Source organism: Amycolatopsis sp. NPDC102522 (assembly GCF_055584485.1).
In genome coordinates this window covers 1-17,902 of record NZ_JBVJLY010000006.1, presented here as the reverse complement: position 1 = coordinate 17,902, position 17,902 = coordinate 1, and the positions used below count along the sequence as shown (strand labels likewise).

General features: G+C 67.3%; 21 protein-coding genes and 1 other annotated feature. Of the genes, 8 read left to right on the top strand and 13 right to left on the bottom strand.

Annotated elements, in window-relative coordinates; genetic code table 11:
- Window positions 1-5: 5 nt before the first annotated feature.
- Together ACZ6YV_RS16785 and ACZ6YV_RS16780 are read right to left on the bottom strand one after the other, a co-directional pair.
- Entirely contained in the window at window positions 6-605 is a 600-nt protein-coding gene (locus tag ACZ6YV_RS16785; protein WP_465510438.1) for a hypothetical protein, read from the bottom strand.
- 49 nt (window positions 606-654) lie between these two features.
- Window positions 655-1,215, bottom strand: a complete 561-nt coding sequence (locus ACZ6YV_RS16780; RefSeq protein ID WP_465510437.1) for a hypothetical protein — start codon at window positions 1,213-1,215, stop codon at window positions 655-657.
- Window positions 1,216-2,302: 1,087 nt separating this feature from the next.
- Here ACZ6YV_RS16780 and ACZ6YV_RS16775 point away from each other — a divergent pair.
- The 3 genes from ACZ6YV_RS16775 to ACZ6YV_RS16765 all read left to right on the top strand — a co-directional run bounded on the left by ACZ6YV_RS16775 (window position 2,303) and on the right by ACZ6YV_RS16765 (window position 5,906).
- The gene (locus ACZ6YV_RS16775; protein ID WP_465510436.1) at window positions 2,303-2,935 is read left to right on the top strand and encodes an LppU/SCO3897 family protein; all 633 of its coding nucleotides are present in this window, start codon (window positions 2,303-2,305) and stop codon (window positions 2,933-2,935) included.
- A gap of 510 nt (window positions 2,936-3,445) precedes the next feature.
- Window positions 3,446-4,096: a hypothetical protein gene (locus tag ACZ6YV_RS16770; protein WP_465510435.1), complete on the top strand. Its 651-nt coding sequence runs from the start codon at window positions 3,446-3,448 to the stop codon at window positions 4,094-4,096.
- Between the two features lie 778 nt (window positions 4,097-4,874).
- Window positions 4,875-5,906 (top strand): ankyrin repeat domain-containing protein, encoded by a 1,032-nt coding sequence (locus ACZ6YV_RS16765; RefSeq protein ID WP_465510434.1) that lies wholly within the window; start codon window positions 4,875-4,877, stop codon window positions 5,904-5,906.
- A gap of 424 nt (window positions 5,907-6,330) precedes the next feature.
- On the opposite strand, the gene ACZ6YV_RS16760 is transcribed toward ACZ6YV_RS16765, so the two are convergent.
- On the bottom strand, window positions 6,331-6,903 hold the full coding sequence (locus ACZ6YV_RS16760) for a hypothetical protein (protein WP_465510433.1): 573 nt from the start codon (window positions 6,901-6,903) through the stop codon (window positions 6,331-6,333).
- Between the two features lie 92 nt (window positions 6,904-6,995).
- Here ACZ6YV_RS16760 and ACZ6YV_RS16755 point away from each other — a divergent pair, with 92 nt between their 5' ends.
- Window positions 6,996-7,874, top strand: coding sequence for an oxidoreductase (locus ACZ6YV_RS16755; RefSeq protein ID WP_465510432.1), 879 nt, complete (start codon window positions 6,996-6,998; stop codon window positions 7,872-7,874).
- A gap of 13 nt (window positions 7,875-7,887) precedes the next feature.
- Here ACZ6YV_RS16755 and ACZ6YV_RS16750 read toward each other — a convergent pair whose 3' ends face one another.
- Window positions 7,888-8,754: a LysR family transcriptional regulator gene (locus ACZ6YV_RS16750; protein WP_465510431.1), complete on the bottom strand. Its 867-nt coding sequence runs from the start codon at window positions 8,752-8,754 to the stop codon at window positions 7,888-7,890.
- A gap of 120 nt (window positions 8,755-8,874) precedes the next feature.
- Here ACZ6YV_RS16750 and ACZ6YV_RS16745 point away from each other — a divergent pair, with 120 nt between their 5' ends.
- Window positions 8,875-9,462, top strand: a complete 588-nt coding sequence (locus ACZ6YV_RS16745; RefSeq protein WP_465510430.1) for a dihydrofolate reductase family protein — start codon at window positions 8,875-8,877, stop codon at window positions 9,460-9,462.
- Here ACZ6YV_RS16745 and ACZ6YV_RS16740 read toward each other — a convergent pair.
- Window positions 9,450-9,749: a helix-turn-helix domain-containing protein gene (locus ACZ6YV_RS16740; RefSeq protein ID WP_465510429.1), complete on the bottom strand. Its 300-nt coding sequence runs from the start codon at window positions 9,747-9,749 to the stop codon at window positions 9,450-9,452. The two genes, ACZ6YV_RS16745 and ACZ6YV_RS16740, sit on opposite strands and share 13 nt — an antisense overlap.
- A 212-nt stretch (window positions 9,750-9,961) precedes the next feature.
- Here ACZ6YV_RS16740 and ACZ6YV_RS16735 point away from each other — a divergent pair, with 212 nt between their 5' ends.
- Together ACZ6YV_RS16735 and ACZ6YV_RS16730 are read left to right on the top strand one after the other, a co-directional pair.
- A complete protein-coding gene (locus ACZ6YV_RS16735; protein ID WP_465510428.1) occupies window positions 9,962-10,321 on the top strand; it encodes a hypothetical protein in 360 nt (119 codons plus the stop codon).
- Between the two features lie 86 nt (window positions 10,322-10,407).
- A protein-coding gene (locus ACZ6YV_RS16730) for an IS3 family transposase (protein ID WP_465510427.1) occupies window positions 10,408-11,647 on the top strand; the annotation gives its coding sequence in 2 pieces (ribosomal slippage) (window positions 10,408-10,700 and window positions 10,699-11,647; 1,242 coding nt in all).
- Window positions 10,691-10,819, top strand: a sequence feature (AL1L pseudoknot). It overlaps the preceding gene by 129 nt.
- Window positions 11,648-11,701: 54 nt before the next feature.
- Here ACZ6YV_RS16730 and ACZ6YV_RS16725 read toward each other — a convergent pair.
- The 5 genes from ACZ6YV_RS16725 to ACZ6YV_RS16705 form a co-directional block, all read right to left on the bottom strand.
- Window positions 11,702-11,914, bottom strand: a complete 213-nt coding sequence (locus ACZ6YV_RS16725) for a hypothetical protein (RefSeq protein WP_465510426.1) — start codon at window positions 11,912-11,914, stop codon at window positions 11,702-11,704.
- Between the two features lie 114 nt (window positions 11,915-12,028).
- Complete coding sequence (locus tag ACZ6YV_RS16720) at window positions 12,029-12,334, bottom strand: hypothetical protein (protein WP_465510425.1); 306 nt, start codon at window positions 12,332-12,334, stop codon at window positions 12,029-12,031.
- Window position 12,335: 1 nt separating this feature from the next.
- Window positions 12,336-12,557 carry a hypothetical protein gene (locus ACZ6YV_RS16715; RefSeq protein ID WP_465510424.1) on the bottom strand — a complete coding sequence of 74 codons (222 nt, stop codon included), beginning with the start codon at window positions 12,555-12,557 and terminating at the stop codon, window positions 12,336-12,338.
- Window positions 12,554-13,240, bottom strand: a complete 687-nt coding sequence (locus ACZ6YV_RS16710) for a response regulator transcription factor (RefSeq protein ID WP_465510423.1) — start codon at window positions 13,238-13,240, stop codon at window positions 12,554-12,556. Before ACZ6YV_RS16710 ends, ACZ6YV_RS16715 begins: the two co-directional genes overlap by 4 nt.
- Entirely contained in the window at window positions 13,237-14,448 is a 1,212-nt protein-coding gene (locus ACZ6YV_RS16705; RefSeq protein WP_465510422.1) for a sensor histidine kinase, read from the bottom strand. Before ACZ6YV_RS16705 ends, ACZ6YV_RS16710 begins: the two co-directional genes overlap by 4 nt.
- Before the next feature lie 193 nt (window positions 14,449-14,641).
- Here ACZ6YV_RS16705 and ACZ6YV_RS16700 point away from each other — a divergent pair, with 193 nt between their 5' ends.
- Window positions 14,642-15,775 carry an alpha/beta hydrolase family protein gene (locus ACZ6YV_RS16700; RefSeq protein WP_465510421.1) on the top strand — a complete coding sequence of 378 codons (1,134 nt, stop codon included), beginning with the start codon at window positions 14,642-14,644 and terminating at the stop codon, window positions 15,773-15,775.
- A gap of 19 nt (window positions 15,776-15,794) precedes the next feature.
- On the opposite strand, the gene ACZ6YV_RS16695 is transcribed toward ACZ6YV_RS16700, so the two are convergent.
- From ACZ6YV_RS16695 to ACZ6YV_RS16685, 3 genes are all read right to left on the bottom strand, one after another.
- Window positions 15,795-16,598: a hypothetical protein gene (locus ACZ6YV_RS16695; protein WP_465510420.1), complete on the bottom strand. Its 804-nt coding sequence runs from the start codon at window positions 16,596-16,598 to the stop codon at window positions 15,795-15,797.
- Window positions 16,507-17,241 (bottom strand): AbiV family abortive infection protein, encoded by a 735-nt coding sequence (locus tag ACZ6YV_RS16690; RefSeq protein ID WP_465510722.1) that lies wholly within the window; start codon window positions 17,239-17,241, stop codon window positions 16,507-16,509. Before ACZ6YV_RS16690 ends, ACZ6YV_RS16695 begins: the two co-directional genes overlap by 92 nt.
- Window positions 17,242-17,456: 215 nt before the next feature.
- The gene (locus tag ACZ6YV_RS16685) at window positions 17,457-17,798 is read right to left on the bottom strand and encodes a DUF4760 domain-containing protein (protein ID WP_465510419.1); all 342 of its coding nucleotides are present in this window, start codon (window positions 17,796-17,798) and stop codon (window positions 17,457-17,459) included.
- Window positions 17,799-17,902: the final 104 nt, after the last annotated feature.

Sequence of the window (17,902 nt, the reverse complement as noted above, 5' to 3'; positions counted from 1 at the left end):
TGACGTCAGAGGTGGGCGAGGTCCTCGGGTGTGGAGGTGCGCAGGGCGAGCGTGTCGAGGATGTCGCAGGTGCCGACGCAGAGCACGGTGTGCTCGTCGTGCCAGGGCAGTTCGACGACGGCGTGCTCGAGCACGGTGACACGCTGGCCGGTGACCGGGTGCCCGTCGCAGAGCACGGTCGTCGTGCTGCGCGGGGCCTGGTCGGTGGCGTGCTGGATGCGCCGGTCGTGCTCGAGCCGGGCGGCGGGGTCCGGCCCTGGGCCTGGGTCCTCGGGGTCGAACCGGTAGCGGTCGGGGTTGGCGTGGACGGCGGCACGGGTGAGGAAGTTGATCAGCTGGATCGCGGGGGTCTCGATGGGCAGGCCGCGTGGGTCGATGCCGCGGGTGGAGCGGACGGTGGTGATCGCCAGCCCCAGGCGGGTGCCGTGCGCGTAGATCACCTCCAGTGCCGAGGTCAGGTCGTCGGCTCCGTGGCTGGACCAGCTGGTGATCGCGCCGAGCCCGAGGCCGGCGCCGGCCACCGCGAGCGGGACGGGGAAGTCGGTGAGGTAGTCGGTGAGGGCGGGGCCCCGCGCCGGCGGGGCCCCGTTGTCGTCAGTGTCCATGCGAGGTATCGCAATCGTGGTCGGGAGGGGCGATGCCCCGCTGGATGGTTCAGTAGATGGTAGTGCGGGCCGAGGGGCCGCCGGAGAAGCAGACCGCCCCGTCGGTCAGGACCGCGAAGTTCGAGCCGTCGCTCCTGACCACGGCGTAGCCGGGTCCACGGGTCAGGCCGGGGATGGCGCGGATCTCTTCCCAGTAGGGACCGCTGGAGCCGCCAGAGAAGTGCTGGGTGCTCGTCCCACCGTTGTCATCCAGCCGGACGCGCCAACTCCGAGCGACAACCTCCCTGCGGACGTGGAAACCAGTCCTCAGGACTATGGACGCGTTGCCGATTCCGTCCTCCCATACCCAGGAACGGCCACAGGTCCCGTCGACCTCGTTCATCGGGGCAGCGTCGGCTGGAGCGCCTGTGGGCACCGAGTACTGGGTGCCGTCCGGTCTGGTCCGGATCTCGTACCCGTGCTTCTCGGCGACCGCCGCGTCGAACCGGCCGATGTGCATCTCGCCCTCGATCACGCGCGGCGAAGCGGCAGCGCTGGCGGGCGCGGCTCCTGCGACGCCCAACCCGGCCGCGGCAACGATCGCCGAGCACACAGCGAAAATCTGTCTCATCCTCACTATTAAATCCCCTCTTCTGAAGTCCGCATATTGAGAGCGGATGAATAAACCAGACTGGGAGCAGCGCGAATTATGACAGGCGGCCATCTTGTATTTCGATCCAAGGTCGAAATGTGGTAAACCTGCCGGAATATATTTCATGCGCTTCGGGTTACGTCAAAGTGTGGTCGCGACTCATCACCTGAGGTGCCCCAGGGGCACTGCGCCACTCACCGCAAGACCCGACTGCCGCGACAGCCACAAGTCGCCAGGACAGGGCTTGTGGCGACGTATGCCCCATCGGGCCCTGACGACATGTCCAGTGCTCAGCGTACCCTTGAGGGGTTGCTGCGCTGTATGGATTCTTCTCCGGACATCAGATCAGGCACCCCCATTTCATGCATCAAGAATTGCCTAGCGCAAGGCTCGACGCATCATATGAGCCCGCTCTTGGGCTGCTGCGACTTAATTCAAGTGGCAGGATGCTCACTGATCGAAAGTGTGCGCCCCCACTTCGTCTTGCGAGTGCCGTTCGACGCGACTTCTCCCATGTCTGATCGGCTTGACAACAATACCGTAGCGAGAAATTCCCAGGGCCCGTAATCCGCCAAGCGGGTGACCCTCATATGCTTTTATTATTATAGATATAAGCGCAAGTTGCCTCGAAAGTCTGTTCGGCAAGTACTGTTTCGCGCGTATTCGGAAGCCGGTTCCCCCAGGTGCGCCGCGTTCCGTCACGAGAGCCTCCTCGACGAACACCGACGCGTCCGCGCGCTCGACTGGTCCGCGCGCGGACCAGTCCTTGTGGCGCCGGGGGAGCAGGGGAGCCGACTCCACCACAACGTCGTCGATAGCCCGCCGAAGCTGGCCTGGTTCCCCCGTGGTGCGCCGGTGAACACCCTCGACCCGCACACCGACATGACTCCGGAGCGCCTGCGCGACTGGCTCGCCACCCCCAGCACGCGTCGCCGCCTTCCCTCGGGGTCGCCGACTCCGCCGGAAATCGGGCGGATATGGCTTCTGACCTGCGGCGCGGCCGTAACGTTTTCCCGGCGGTGAGCGCTAGGCCCCCCGAAGAGATCATCGGACCGGGGGAAGCACCGTGGAGAACCATCCCGCGCCCGCCGTCGAACAGACGGTGCCGCAGAAGAAGACGTGGCTGAAACCGGTCATCATCCTGGGAGTCATCGGCGCCATAGTCCTGCTCTGGATTTTCGACGAGACTCCGGTGACGGCGTCGCGTACCGAAGTAGGCGCCTGTCTCAGGGGCGACGTCGACAACCCGGAAAGTGTCAGGAACGCCGAGTGCGGGACGCCGGAAGCGAACTTCAAGGTCGTCGGGAAAAAGGGCGGGAAGTCGGAGGGCGGGGTCCTGATTTCGGGCGGGTCCGAATGCGACGAGTACCCCACCGCCGACCTGTACTACTTCCAGGGCAGGCAGGCGACTCCCGACGGCGTCCTGCTCTGCCTGGAGAACCTCAAGAATCCGGGCGCGCGATTGCCGGCTGTCGGGGACTGCCTCCCCGGGGATGCCTTCGCGGCGAAGAAGCTCGAGACGGTGGACTGCGCGGGAGCGCACTTCAAGGTGCTCGCCATCGAAAGAGAACCCGAGTTCCCCACTGAGACCACGACGTGCGCCTCCGTGCCGGCGACGGACATGAAGCTCACGTGGGCGTCGGGCGTGGGTGGGCTGATCCCGCGCGAACGCGTGCTGTGCCTCGACGAACTGAAGTAATAGTCAGCGCAGGAGGCCGGTCTCCCGCCGGTGGTCGAAGATGAGCTTGCCCACCGCGGAGAGACGGTCCTTTCCCTCGTAGCCCAGCCAGGCGACTTCCTCGATCTCGCTGCTGGCCACGGGGTGTTCGCGTCGGGATGACCACGCAGATCGAAGACACGGAAGTCGTTTCGAACGCCGTATTGCTGCGAGACGCCTTCAGCGCGGTGAGGTCGCGAGGCGCGTCGATCGTCGCGCCGGGTTGGTCAGCCGTCGCCGCTGCTGGTCTGCACAGACCACGCGTCAACTGGCTGACCGCGACCAACCAGACTCGCCGCTCAGGCCGGGACGACATGAGCCGCAACGCGCCGGGTGATCACACACGGTCATCTCCGCCGCGAACTCGCGATAGTTGAATACGTGATCTCACCAGTCTGAACTGCGGCTTTGGTGCCGCGTTGGGGTGAGCCAAGGCGGTAACGGGAGGCCAGGCGTTCGTGACGTCTCGTAGATCAAGGCGAGGTGATCGGGATGAACGACCGGGTTGTCCGGAAAGAACGTCGGCGGCGGCTGTACCTCGCCGCTGTTCCGAGCGCGGCGGTGCTGTTCGTCGTGCTGTGGAGCGTGCTGACGATGACGCGCGAGTTCACTTGGTCCGGGTTGCTGCTTGTGCTTCTGATTCCCCCGGCCACCGTGCTCGCGGTCTCGACGCTGGTGATGAGGCTGCGCACCGAGCGGCGCCTCACCGTCGGCCGGGTCGCCCAGTATCAGGCGCTGCGGGACCTGTTCGCCGCGACCGCTGGTCGCGAGGTCATCGCGTGGGAGTACAACGTGGTGTTCCTGCCGCTCGTGAGCGGGCGCGGTGTGGTGCGGGTCGACCGCGACGAACTGGCCGACGCGACCTGGGACCGCCGGGCTGCCGCCACCGTGGTGGGCGAGCGGTTCTGCCTGGACACGACCAGCCCGCAGGTCATCCATGACTTCACCACCGTCACCCCGCTGGCCGACGCCACCACCGACGTGACCCCGCTCGCACGTCCTGTGCCCTCGAGCTTCTGGTCGCCGCGCGCGTGGTGGCGCGACCTGCGGACCGACTGGGCCGAGAATCGCTCCGGTGCCACCGTCCCGACCGACGCCGACGTCGATGTCTTGATCACGCAGCTGCGCACCGCGACGACATAGACAGAGGGACACGACCTGCCGGATCGCGGCGAGCGGCTATCCGCGTTTACCCGGGCTCGACGACCGGCCTTGTCGGTGCTGGTCAGGCTTGTGTCGCCCGGTTGAGTTGTGCGTGTAGCTCGGCGAGGTCTTCGGCGGTGGTGTCCATCGCGCCGGTGCGTTCGTTGAAGTCGAGCAGCTCGCCGGCGTCTTCCTAGGTCCTGTCGGGGGGCGGTGTCGTTGAGCGGGTGGTGCATGCGCATGATCGGGGGCGGCATGGGCCGCCAGACGCTGCCGAGGTGGTAGCTGGTGACGATCGCGTCCGGGACGAGGTCGGTGGCCGGGTCGGTGAACTCGACGTCGCTCACGACGATCTCGAGCATGGTGTGGCGGCGGTCGACGCCGAGGTACTGCCCGGGTGTCGGGGTCGCGGAACAGTGTCCTGGTCGGGACCTTCCGGGCCAGGTCCCACAGGTCCCGGATCACGGACCGGTGTCGATCTCGGCCCCGGCATGCTGGAGATCGCCGGAGTCCGTGCCAAGGAGCTCGGACTTCGAGGTCGACCTGCTCGGGCCGACGCGCAGAATTTGCCGTTCCTGGAGGGGTCCTTAGGCACCGTGCCGGTTCGGCTGGCTGGTGGCGACGCGCTGCTGGATGAATTAGTGTGGCTGCGTGGCGTGCGAGGACGCCTCCGGGTCCGCGGATAGGACTGAGTCCACCTCAACGGTTGCGCCACCCAGCACCACCGGCGATCTCTTTCGATCTGGCTCGCGGACCGCCAGCGGACGAAGGAGATGTCATGTCACGGCTTCCGGCGCGCCCTGATATCGATCAGGTGCGGCACCAGGCGAAGGATCTGCTGCGAGCGGCCAAGGGTGGCGACCCGGCGGCTACGGCCCGGTTGAGATCGGTGGCAGGTGGGTTGAACCTGGCCTCGGCTCAGCTTGCGGTGGCGAGAGAGTACGGCTTCGCCGGCTGGGCCCGGCTCAAGACCGAGATCGAGCGGCGGGAACTGCTCAATCGCCTGGACGATGCCAGCTTGGCCAAGCTGGTGGCCGAGCAGCCGCGGTTGGCCGTGGAGCCGATGCAAAACTGGAGCGATCACCCGCTCGGCGCGACGCCGCTGGGCTACGTCGCGATGCTGCGCTACGACACCGCGAACCAAGTCTGGCGCGAGCTGCCCGGCACCGGCGCGATGGCGAAGACGCTACTGGCTGCGGGAGCGGCCGTTGATGGCGCTCCGGGTGACCGGGAGACCCCGCTGATCACCGCGGCCAGCTACGGCGACGCCGAGGTCGCACGGGTACTCATCGACGCTGGAGCGGACCTCGACGCCACCGCATCAGCCGATGCCGGCGGAGTCCCCGGCGGCACAGCGCTGCGGCATGCGGCGGTGTTCGGCATGGCCGACGTCGTCGACCTGCTGGTCGCGTCCGGCGCCCGTATAGGCAGCCTCGCCGAAGCTGCGGCCGCCGGAGACATCACCGGCTGGCTCCACCCCGGCGGCCCGCTGGAAGAGCGCATCTGCGGGCTGGTGATGGCCGCCGACCACGAACGCCTCGACGTCGTCGACCAACTCCTCGACGCCGGCACCCCCATCGACGCCGCCGACCCCTGGGGACGGCAAGCATTATGCGTAGCGGCGGCGAACGGCAGAGTCGCCGGCGTCCGGCACCTGCTCGGCCGTGGTGCCGACCCCCGTCAACGAGACGCCGCCCAGAACCGCACCGCGTTGGACTGGTGTCGCAACAACCATGTCGGGGACAGTCCACGACACGCGCAGATCGAAGCCATCCTCGAACCTCTCATCACAGGAAAGGCATCTCACTGAGCAGAATCGCGCTCCTGGATCAAGCGCTTCCGGCGGGGCCCGGCCGGCCGACGTGCTCGCCGGGACGGGGTCAAGCCCCGGATGTTTTGCCGGGGCTTGACCCCGTCCCGGCCTGGGCGCAGCGTGCGCGAGCTTCGCCGGGTTCGCGGGAGTGAGTGGTCGAGACCGGCGCTGTCCGCGCCGACGCAGGCACAGATTCGTGCCAGGGCAGGTGATCGGGGTAACAGAACAGCGATCGCGGCCGACTTCGGGAGGCACGCCCTGGTCAACGATTCAGCAGGATGCCCCCGTCTGCTGGGCCGTCGCCCACGTGTGGTGCCACGGCGGGCATGATTCTCAGCGCCTGGCGCCTCGCCATGCGGGAGGGGGTAGGTGCTGGCCTGGACAAGTCCAGGCCAGCACTTCTCACCATGGGAGTCGCGGCTCAGCCGCCGACCGTGGTGCCGCGAGACTGCTTGATGCCGTCGAGCAGGTAGGAGTACTGCGGGGTCAACGCCGCTGCCGTGGCGAAGCGCGGCCGGTCGAACCGGGTGGTCCCGTACACCGTCAGTCCCTGTGGTCCGTCGTCAAGTGGCACGTGGATGCCGTCGGCGCGTATCCGTCGCGCGGGCTCGGAGGAGCGGGGATCGAGGATCGACTTGAGGCATCCCTCGACATCGGTCTCCTCCTCGCGGTGCCAGACGATGGTGCAGCCATCGAGCGTGGTGACCTGCGGGCCAGTGCACCGGGCTTCACGGAGCGCACGCTCGCGGCGTTCCATGGCCTGATCGTCCGCGCGGGCACGTGCCGCGAACTCCGTGCCCGGTACGACCACGACCTGGGCGGCCTCGCCGTCGTGCTGGAACAGCCACACCTCGTCGGGCCAGCAACTCGCGGCGGCGCTGGTGATGCGCGAGGCGAGCCGGAGCTGGCCGTGCCCGCCGGCCGGACCCGAAGAGGCGCGCCCCAGCCTGCGGGAGGAAACCGCCTGGCTGAGCACTGTGTCGTCCGCGTTCAAGCATTCCCTTGTCGTGCGGGAGGTGCGGGAACACGCGGTGGCGTACGTCGGGTGACGCGGTCGAAGCGAGAGCCGTCTGCTTCGCTGTCGTCATGACAACAGCAGACGCCACGTCCGGCGGGCATTCGGTGATCGGTGGCGACCTCGACGTCACGCGGATCGGTTACGGCTCCATGAAACTGACCGGTTGGCCGGACGGCGCCCGCCGACCGGCCCGTGACACCGCGCTCGCCGTGTTACGTCGTGCGGTAGAGCTCGGGGTCAACCACATCGACACCAGCTACTACTACAACCGGGACGGCGTGGCCGCCAACGAGTTGATCCGCGCGGCGCTGCATCCGTATCCGGATGACCTGGTGATCGTCACCAAGGTCGGGCCGATCATGGAAGGGGACGAGGACCTCAAACCCGGTACCCGCGTCGGCCTGACCGCCGATGGGCTGCGCCGGGCCGTCGAGGCGAACCTGTCGTCGCTGGGAATCGACCGTCTCGACCTGGTGAACCTGCGGATGGACGCCGCCGTGACCCCCGAAGAAGGGTCGATGGAGTCGGCGCTCGAGACGCTGTCCGGGTTGCGGGATGAAGGGTTGATCCGGCATCTCGGCATCTCCAACGTGTCGGCGCCTCAGCTGGCCGAGGCACAGGCCGTCGCGCCGATCGTGTCCGTGCAGAACCTCTACAACTTCGGGCGCCGCGAGCACGACGCGATGGTGGATTCCTGTGCGCGAGCCGGGATCGCGTTCGTACCGTTCTTCCCGCTCAGTGACTTCGACGACGCCGTGACCGCGCGGCTGGCCAGGGTCGCGGCCCGGCGAGACGCGACCGTGCCGCAGGTCGCGCTGGCCTGGCTGCTGGCCCGGTCGCCGTCGATCCTGGTGATTCCCGGCACCGGGTCAGTCGCGCATCTGGAGGAGAACATCGCCGCTGGACAGCTGCGGCTGAGTGCCGAGGATCTCGCCGAACTGGCCTGAGCGCCGCCGCTCGTCAGCGAGTGTCGCGGGCGGTTCGGGCGAAGGCGCGGATGAGGTCGGTGGCCGCGTCGGTGCGCCAGACGAGAGCCCAGCGGGCGGGCGGGGCGTCGTCGATGGGGACGAAGGAGATTCCCGGCGAGTAACGCATGCTGTGGGCGTGCACGGGTGAAACGGCCTCGCCGGTGACCAGGATGGGGAACATCTCGGCCCAGTTGGTGGCGGTCGGGCCGATCTTGATGGCCCGGCCGCTGGGGGTGTGGGTGGGGACGAGCGCTTCGCGCCAGTAGCCGGGGCTCGCTCCTCCCATCACGACCTGATCGGCGAGGTCTTCGTAGGACACCGATTCCCGGTCTGCGAGCGGGTTTCCGGCCGCGACGGCGAGGACGACGGACTCGGTGTAGAGGACGGGGCCGACGGTGAGATCCGGTTCGTCGACGGGAAGCCAGAGCAGCGCCAGGTCGATTTCCCCACGGCGCAACGGGCCGAAGGGGTCGGCGAAGCCGATCTGCCGGATCCGCACGTCGGCGTGGGGATGGCCGGCGTGGAACGCTTCGCGGTGAGGGTCGAGTTCTTCCGCGTTGATGCCGATCATGCCCAGACGTAGTACGTCGGTCTTCTCCCGGGCGGCCGAGGTGGCCCGTTCGATGCTGCTGTGCAGGCTTTGCCTGATCGGGCGGAGGTCTTCGACGAGCTGCTTGCCGATCGGGGTCAGCCGGACATTGCGGCTGTCACGTTCGAACAGGACAGTGCCGATCCGGCGTTCCTGAGCCTTGACCACCTGACTGACCCGCGCCTGCGTCACATGCAGCCGCTCCGCGGTCCGGCCGAAGTGCAGTTCCTCGGCCAGGGTCAGCAGCACCTCGATGTCACGCAGCTCCACAACGACCTCTTCGCACGATAAGCGGGATTTATCGAACGCTAGCCGAGTGATCGTTGATCGACCGGACCGGATCGCCCGAAACTGAAGGGGAACTGACTGGCTTGGTCCCTTGGAGACTTAATGCGCAAGCTCACTTACTACATCGCCACGACGCTCGACGGCTTCATCGCGGACCCTTCGGGCGGCAACCCGTCCGTCCCCGGCGGTCCTCTCGTTCCCGCACCCGACTACGTCGAGCACCTGGTGAAGCACTATCCCGAGACCCTGCCGGTCATGGCCCGCGAGGCACTCGGCGTCACCGCGCCCGGTGAGCTCTTCGACACGGTGGTGGAGGGCCGTCGCTCCTACCGGATCGGCCTGGACGCGGGCGTGACCGACGCCTATCCGCACCTGCGGCATTACGTCTTCTCCACCACGCTCGGCGACAGCCCGGATCCCGCTGTCGAAGTGGTCGGCAGCGACCCGGTCGCGAAGGTCCGGGAGCTCAAATCCGACGAGGGCCTCGGCATCTGGCTCGTCGGCGGCGGTGAACTGGCCGGGACGCTCTACGCCGAGATCGACGAACTGATCCTGAAGGTCGCCCCCGTCACCATCGGCTCGGGCATCCCGCTCTTCGGCGGCAAGGCGACCTACGATCCGCACCACTTCACTCTCACCGAGAGCGTCGTGCTGCCCAGCGGAGCGCTCTTCCTCACCTACAGCCGCTGACGCGAGCGAGTGGAACTCGGTGATTCGCCGGTGTGACGGCGATAGATTCGCCGGAAGGCGGCCGGATCGGCGTAGCCGACCGGGGCGGCGACCTCGTCGACAGGCTGCCGGGTGGTGGTGAGCAGCTGTGCGGCGGCACTGACGCGGAGGCGGTGAACGAACTCGATCGGCGAGATCCGCATGCAGGCTTGGGTTCGCCGGGTGAGGGTTCTGGGGGACATCGACGCGGCGTCGGCGAGTTCGCCGAGGGTGAGCCGGCGGTCGAGGTTGGCGTGGCGGTCCCTCAAGCACGGAGCGGGCCTGAGGGCGGTTATGCCCTCCCGACCAGCGTCACCCCGCCTCTACGGTGGGGTGATGCTGGTAGTGCGGCTCCTCGGAACCCTGCTGTGGTTCGGTGTTTCGGCCGGCGTGCTCACCTACGCCGTCCACGACCTGAGCGTGCGGGACGCACCGACCTCCAGCATCGAGGGCACGGTCGTCGCGCACCGGCAGGAGCGTCATGTGTCGTCGCAGGGCACGGATTCGTACGTCACCTACCGTCCGCGGCGCGACCGGGGACTTCGAGCTCGGCGACAACCAACCGGCGACCGACACCGAACCGGGTACCTCGGTGGTGGTGCAGGTCTCGACGGCGACCGGCGAAATCATGTTCCTCCGCAAGGGCACCACCGTCGTGGACCTGCGCAACGCCGTTGACGGGTACATGGTCCTCATCGGGCTCGGCACGGTCGGCCTGCTCAGCGCCTTGGTGCGTGAACTCACCGTCGACGACTACACCTACCCACGGTGGCTCGGATTCATCTTCGGCGCGCTCGCCGCAGCCACCGGCGGATGGCTCGCCCTGATGCTCGCCGGGTGATTCACAGGCGGTACCCCACGACGGGCCCCGCTATCTGAACCGTCACGGGTCGGGGGCCGCTTCCTTTCGAGAGGATGATGGTCATCATGCCCAAGCGTTACCCGCCCGAGGTCCGTGAGAAGGCCGTCCGTCTGGCCCTGGATCGCCTGGATGAGCATGGATCCGCCTACGCCGCCGCGCACACCATCGGCCCGATGGTGGACGTGCATCCGGAAACGCTGCGTGTGTGGATCGTCAAGGCTCTTCAGCAGGACGCGCCGCCCGTCGCGGCGGCCGGCGAGCTTGCCGCGACCGAGCGCGCGGAGCTGGACCGGCTGCGCAAGGAGAACAAAGAACTCAAGCAGGCCAACGATATCTTGAAACTGGCGTCGGCTTTTTCGCGCGGGAACTCGACCCGCGACACCACTGATCGTCGGGTTCATCGACGAATACCGACAGGTCCACGGCGTCGAGTCGATCTGCCGTGTGCTCTGCGCACACGGGATCCAGATCGCGTCCAGGACCTACCGCAAGGCCCGCCGCCGGCCACCGTCGGAGCGGGATATCGCCGATGCCTACCTGACCAACGCACTGCGGGACGCGCAGGACACGCCCGAAGCGGTCTACGGGCGACGGAAAATGACCCGCTGGCTGCGCCGTCAAGGCCACCAGGTGGCGTTCTGCACCGTCGATCGCGTCATGCGAGACCTGGGCCTGCAAGGAATCACCCGGGGCCGTCCACCACGAACCACGATCCGCGCCAGAGACGGCGTGCGGGCTGATGACCGGCTCAACCGGGACTTCAGCGCCGATGCCCCGAACCTGGCGTGGGTGGCGGATTTCACCTACGTGTCGACACAGACCGGATGGGCCTACGTCGCGTTCGTCTTCGATGTCTACTCCCGCGCCATCGTCGGGTGGACCGCGGCGAGCACGAAGACGACCACTTTGGTGTCCAAGGCGCTGAACATGGCGCTCTGGCGGCGAGATCACCACGGGCATCCCGTCGAGCCAGGGTTGATCCACCACAGCGATGCCGGGAGTCAATATACGTCGCTTAGCTTCACTGATTCCCTTGCATCGCAAGGGCTATCAGCCTCCATCGGATCGGTCGGCGACGCCTATGACAATGCGCTGGCAGAGTCGATCATCGGGCTGTTCAAGACCGAACTGGTCAACCGGCACGGCCCGTTCACGAACCTGTCCGAGGTCGAGTACGCAGTGATGGAGTGGGTCGACTGGTACAACAACGCCCGCTTGCACTCCCGACTGGAGTACCTCACTCCGACCGAGTATGAGAACGCCTACTACGCTCAGCAGCCGCCACGCCGACCGGCGCTGGTCTGACACCGAAGCCGGTCCCTTACCCGTGACGGTTCATTTTTTCCGGGAGTGAAAGCCTTAGGGAGTCAGTCCGAAGCGGGCGGTTTGCTTAGCTGCGCTTTCACGACCGGGTTGTTTCGCCAGCCAGTCGACGAACGATTCGAGTGTGAGGGGCGCGCCGGTGGCGATGGCGTCCAGGTAGGTCTGTTCCGTTTCGTGACGGGCGTGCCCGATATCGACCCGTACCCCGCCGGCCACGACCTCGACAGTGCCCAGCACCCGCGCCCGCATCCACAGTCCTCCTGTACCAGACCCAGCCGACCGGCGTCCTCGATACAAGGCCTCTTCAAGATTTTCCGATCGTCCCCCGCGCACCGAACCACCAGTGCGGGAGCCGTGATGAATTCAGATGCCTATGTTCGTGTTCGGATAGCCGAGCTCCACCAGGAATTCGCCATTGTCCGGCAATGGCCACGGCGGATCGGCCGGGTTCACGCCCACGCTCGCGGGCGGGGAAAGCAGGGCAGGACGCGGCGCGAGACCGGCGAAGCCTCCGATATGCCCGCCGGTGAGGAGATCCCGCAGCTCTTTTCGTGAACCGAGCCCCGATTTCGCGTAGATGTTCCCAAGTGGGATTCGACGGTGTTCACCGTCACGAAGATTCCGCGGCGACTCCCGGTTGGTGAGGTGTTTGCCGACGAGACGGGCCACCTCAGCTTTCGCGGTCGGTCAGCCCGGCCAACGCGGTCAGGTCGAGGGCGACGTCGGCGCGCCGTTCGAACGGGACCGCGCCCGAGGCGGCGAAGCGGATCTTGGCCGAACGAAGCCAATGAGCGTCCGGGACGAGTCTCGGCGAACCGAGCAGGCGGCGGGCGTGCTCATGGAGAAGGAGGCCATCGGCGAGCGAACCGCCGAGCGCGGCCGGGATCCTCAACGGCTACGTGGAGATCGAGAAAGGGCTCCAGATGGTGTCACGAGGCCCGCTTCGTAGGCGAGGATGACCAGTTGGACCCGGTCGCGGGCGTCGAGTTTGGCCAGCAGCCGGGTCATGTAGGTCTTGGCGGTGGCGACGCTGATGCACAGTTCGCGGGCGATCTCGGTGTTGGACAGGCCTTTGCCGACCAAGGTCAGGACTTCGTTCTCGCGATCGGTGATGCCGGTGAGCCGCGGCCGTCGTGGGGGAGCGGTGCGGGGGCGGTCGATGAATTCCTTGATCAGCCGGCGGGTGACGCTGGGCGCGATCAGGGCATCCCCGATGGCGACGGTACGCACTGCCGCGAGAATGTCGTCCAGGGCCATGGCCTTGACAAGGAATCCGGATGCTCCGGCGCGCAGCGCGGCGTAGACGTATTCGTCGTCGTCAAAGGTGGTCAGGACGACCACCCGGGTGAAGCCGGTGCCTGTGGTGATCCGCCGGGTGGCCTCGATGCCGTCCATACCGGGCATCCGGATGTCCATCACCACGACGTCGGGGGCGAGCTCGGTGGTCAGCCGGACCGCTTCGGCGCCGTTCGCGGCCTCGCCCACGACCTCGACGTCGGCGGTACCGGTGATCACCATCTCGAGTGCGGCGCGGACCAGCGGCTGGTCGTCGGCGAGCAGGACGCGGACGGTCATCTTGCCGCCACCTCCGCGGGTGTCGGCAGCAGGGCGGCCACGAGGAAGCCTTCCACGGGATGAGGCCCGGCGGTAAAGGCACCGTGCAGCAGGGCGACCCGCTCACGCATGCCGGTCACCCCGTAGCCGGCGCAGAAGCCTGCCACGGGGCCAGGGCCGTGGTCGCGAACCTCGATGGCGAGTTCACCGGCGCGGTAGTCGATGCTCACCTGGCAGGAATCGGCGCCTGAATGTCGTACGGCGTTGGTCACCGATTCCTGGATGATCCGGAACGCCGTCAGGTCGATGTCCACGGGCAGCGGACGGGGCGTGCCCTGCCAACGCACCTGCACACGGACACCTGCTGCCGTGGTCGTCGAGGCGAGCTGCTCGACGTCGGCGAGGCCGGCTGCCGGCCGCGACGGAGCGGCTACCTGCTGGTCCTGGTCTGTCTCGCGTAGCACGCCGAGTATGTGCTGCAGTCCGGACAGCGTCTCGCGGCCTGTCTTCTCGACAGCACGCATCGCCTCCCGGGCGCGCACTGGCCGGGTCTCGGCGATCCGGACCGCGGCGCCGGCCTGCAGGGCGATGACGCCGATACTGTGGGCGACCGTGTCGTGCATTTCCCGAGCGATGCGCAGGCGCTCGACGGCGACCGACCGCGCGGCGGCCTGGGCGTGCAGTTGCCGGGTGTGCGCCTTGGCCTGGGACACCGAGTTGCCGATGAGCCAGGCGATGGCCACGGTCAGGGCCAGGTACGCCTCAGGCACGGTCCCGAACGCGCCCCCGGTGATCAACCGCGTGATGAGGTAACCGGCGAGCACGCAAAGCGTGCCGATTGCCGCGATGAGCGAGTTCCGCCGAGGTCGGGTGGCGGCGAAATAGCAGAGGGCGACATCCACCGCGAGGAACTGGGCGGGCGGAATCCCGTCCTGCCGCCAAGCCACGGTGGAAACGACCGTGGCGGCGACCACCAGCACGTAGCCCACCGGCGTTCTGCGACGCAGTTGCGCACTGCCGGCCACGACCAGCACGGCGGCGAGGACGAGCAACGCCCTGGCATCCATCGAACCAAGGCCGTTTCGGGGATAGCTGAGCGAGAGCACCTCCCGCGACGGCCGCACGACGTAGTCCACGATCGGCTGCAGCGCCGTCACGAACCACACCAGCGCCGTCCACCAACCTGGCGGAATGCGTTTGAGCAACGGCAGACGAGGTGAGACGGCCATCTCGCGATCGTAAAAGGTTCGGTCGGGAAAGGCATCGGGCCGCGGTTGTACAACCGCGGCTGTATCGGCCGGGCGAAGTGTCGGCGACGGTCCGACGACGGGGTGTGCCCATGGACCGCACTGTTGTCCGCGTGATGGAAGTCAGCGTGTCACGACAAATCCGGCTCGACGCGCATTTGATGGGGAGAAATTCATGAAATACAGATCAAGGGCCGCGGCCGTGGCCTTGGCCGTCATTGCCGGCACCCTGCTCACCGCGCCCGCTCGTGCGGGCGAGGTGACGGCACCGGTGCGCTCGACCACTCTGCGGCTGGCCGCACCCGGCGGCGGCCATCCGATCGGCATGGTCACACTGCACCTCGAAGACCACGACCGTGCCGACCCCTGGGTGCCCGGCGAACGCCGGGAACTGATGGTCTCCGTCTGGTATCCGGCCGAGGAGCCCTCGAGCATCCCCTCGACGTACATGACCGCCGCCGAATCCGGAATGTATCTGGAAGCCGCCGGCATTCCCGCGTCGCCGGATCTCCTGAGCACCGTGGTCACCCACTCCACCGTCGGCGCCAAACCACTGCGGACCCACAGCAAACGTCCCCTGGTCCTGCTTTCGCCCGGCTTCGGCCAGCCTCGGGCGACGCTCACCGGACTGGCGGAGGAGCTGTCCAGCCGCGGCTACGTCGTCGCCGCGATCGGCCACAACCACGAGGCGAACGGCACCACCTTCCCCGACGGGCACACCACCGGATGCGTGGTATGCGGTCAGCCGGACTCAGTCAAGGCGGGCGCGGGCGCGGTCCGTGCGGCGGATGTGGCCTTTGTGCTCGACCGACTCACCGGGAGATCCCCGGTGTGGCGGGGCGGGGGGCCGATCGACACCGACCGTATCGCCATGATCGGGCATTCGGCAGGTGGCTTCAGCACCATCCCGGCCATGTTGGCGGATCCGCGCATCAAGGCGGCGGTCAACATGGACGGCAACTTCCGCTACCCCAACGACATACCCGTGAACCGGCCTATGCTGATGCTGGGCAATCCCCATCACGTGCCGGGTGGCGGCGACCCGACCTGGGACGAGACCTGGCGCGAACTGACCGGCTGGAAGCGGTGGCTGAGTATCGACAGAGTGCAGCATCTTTCCTTCACCGACGTCGCGCCGTTGGCCGAGCAATTCGGTATGCCGGCCCAGGACCTCGACGGTGACCGCTGCGATGTCATCATCCGCGCCTACATCACCTCCTTCGTCGACAGGCATCTGCGAGGACGAAACGAACCGCTGCTGGACAGACCGTCAGCGCGCTATCCGGAAGTGGAATTCCACCGGCCCTGACCGATCCTTGATCGTCCGGTCACCTGCCGGGGACAGCGGCAGGTCGGCCGGGCTCCTCGGTCTTCCGGGGTGCCGGGCGCGGGTCCGGACCGCCGAAATCGGCCACCCGGTCCCAGATCCAGTCGGCCATCGATGGGGCGACGGGCTCGTCGGGCTGTCCGGGCCGGCGCCGGACCAGCGCCCCGAACGCGACGGCGACCAGGTACGCCCCGTTGTCGTCGGTCATCACCTGTTCCCAGGCCTCGTTCTCGGGCCAGTCGGGGTGCGCTGCCGGGTCGGCCTCGATCTCGGCGCACATGGCGATGATCTCGGCCGCTGACATGCGCATCACCGGCACCGACAAGGTGGCTGGGCCCTTCACGTGGTGACACCGATCCACGTCGCCACGGCCCAGCTTCCACCTTGCGACGTCAGCGACGACAGAGTCTTCACCACCCGGACCGCCGTCATCGTGCTCGACGGCGCCAGCGCCCACGCGCCCGTCCCGGTCAACCCCGCCACCTACGCCGACACCCTCGGCGCACACCTGCGCGACCACCTCGACTGCGACCCCGAAGCCGACCTCGCCGACGTGCTCGCCGACGCGATCACCGGCACCACAGCTCGGCTGGAACTGATCGCGGGCGCGTCCCCGTCCCCGTCCAGCACGGTCACGATCCTGCGCCGCCGCGGCGAGCACGTCGACATCCTCATGCTCGGAGACAACCTGCTGGTCCTTCCCAGCCGGATGATCACCGATCCCCGCCTCGGCAACCTCGACCTCCCCGAACACCGCCGCTACCGGCGGCGCCTCGCCGCCGGCACCGGATTCGACGACACCCACCGCGACCTGCTGGCCGCGCTCCAGCGCAGGCAAGCCGCACGCCGAAACACGCTCGGCGGGTACTGGATCGCCGAGACCGACCCCACGGCCGCCTACCACACCATCCGCACCGCCGTCCACATCGAGCAGACCCCGTGGGCGGTCTGCAGGTCGGCTTCCGTTGTTCCGGCAGGAGAGCGGTGGGGGACTGCACGGATCCGTCCTTGGCCTGGTCAACGTAGAAGCCCCGCTGTTTGGCGTTGTTGGCGTCGCGTGCGGCGATCTCGGCTTCTCTGTGCCGTTGCTCGTAGGCTTCTTCCCGCGAATCGAGGTTCGCTACCTGTTCGTGGACACGGCTGTAATCTCCCCAGAACTCGGCTAGTTCGTCTCCGAACACGACGGCTTGAAGGTACTTCGCAGTGTGACTCCGTCCGTGTTGAGCGAGCATGTCGACGACGCGGGGAGTGTCGTCGCCGTCGTTCCAGCTGAAGGAGAAAGTGTCGTAGATCCAGAGGGCCTTGCCGAGCTCTTCCTGTGCAAGGACGCTCAACGAGCGAGCGCGCCCATATGAGCCTGCGGCCAACAGGGTGTGGGCATCAGTGACGAGGGCGGATGCGTTGTCCATCAACGCTTTCCAGAACTCGCGTGCGGCGGACGGGCTCATCTCGACCATGGCGTCAGCCTGCCGCATCGACCATCCAGCCTCAACTCGACGTCGGCAGCAACACGAACACGCGCGCATGCCGCTGAGCGTGCTCGTTCGTCAGGCTGTGAGGTGGCGTGCGTCGCGACGCTCTCGGCAAGGCAAGGCGTCGTGCAGATGGCGTGTGCTGGCGTTTGTCGCCTTGCGGAAGCCGCAACGTACATCGCCGGCGGCGTTCAGCCGGCCGGTGGTGGCCGGGTCCCCAGCTGTAGTGCCTTGTAAACCTTTGTGGGGCTGTTGGCGGCGGTGCGCACCGCCAAGTCTTCGAAGTAGACCCAGAACTCTGTCTTGTGCAGCTTGCGCTCGGCGTACACGAACGGCGCGAGCGCGTCCCACAGTCGCACGATCATCGTGCCGTAGCTGCCGATGACCAGATCTTGATCGATCATGCGGTGTGCGACGAGCTTGCCGAGGTCGTCGTAGAAGATGCCGATCAGCGCGGCGTGGTCGCGTGGCTGCTTCGGCAGGCCGCAGATCCCGTACTGGGAAGGGTCGCGGCAGGGCAACTCAGTCAGCACGTGCTCTTGTGAGGTTCACCCCGGGTAGTGGACACCGAGTTAGCAGGACTGGTCGTCCTGTTGAAAGGATGTCTTCATGCCTGCTCGTAAGCGCCGTTCGTACA

Coding starts and splice junctions, on each gene's coding strand:
- ACZ6YV_RS16780 (WP_465510437.1), bottom strand. CDS start 1,215: ATGAGACAGATTTTCGCTGTGTGCTCGGCGATCGTTGCCGCGGCCGGG.
- ACZ6YV_RS16755 (WP_465510432.1), top strand. CDS start 6,996: ATGACAACAGCAGACGCCACGTCCGGCGGGCATTCGGTGATCGGTGGC.
- ACZ6YV_RS16725 (WP_465510426.1), bottom strand. CDS start 11,914: ATGCGGGCGCGGGTGCTGGGCACTGTCGAGGTCGTGGCCGGCGGGGTA.
- ACZ6YV_RS16700 (WP_465510421.1), top strand. CDS start 14,642: ATGAAATACAGATCAAGGGCCGCGGCCGTGGCCTTGGCCGTCATTGCC.
- ACZ6YV_RS16770 (WP_465510435.1), top strand. CDS start 3,446: ATGAACGACCGGGTTGTCCGGAAAGAACGTCGGCGGCGGCTGTACCTC.
- ACZ6YV_RS16690 (WP_465510722.1), bottom strand. CDS start 17,241: ATGAGCCCGTCCGCCGCACGCGAGTTCTGGAAAGCGTTGATGGACAAC.
- ACZ6YV_RS16705 (WP_465510422.1), bottom strand. CDS start 14,448: ATGGCCGTCTCACCTCGTCTGCCGTTGCTCAAACGCATTCCGCCAGGT.
- ACZ6YV_RS16765 (WP_465510434.1), top strand. CDS start 4,875: ATGTCACGGCTTCCGGCGCGCCCTGATATCGATCAGGTGCGGCACCAG.
- ACZ6YV_RS16785 (WP_465510438.1), bottom strand. CDS start 605: ATGGACACTGACGACAACGGGGCCCCGCCGGCGCGGGGCCCCGCCCTC.
- ACZ6YV_RS16735 (WP_465510428.1), top strand. CDS start 9,962: ATGTGTCGTCGCAGGGCACGGATTCGTACGTCACCTACCGTCCGCGGC.
- ACZ6YV_RS16745 (WP_465510430.1), top strand. CDS start 8,875: ATGCGCAAGCTCACTTACTACATCGCCACGACGCTCGACGGCTTCATC.
- ACZ6YV_RS16710 (WP_465510423.1), bottom strand. CDS start 13,240: ATGACCGTCCGCGTCCTGCTCGCCGACGACCAGCCGCTGGTCCGCGCC.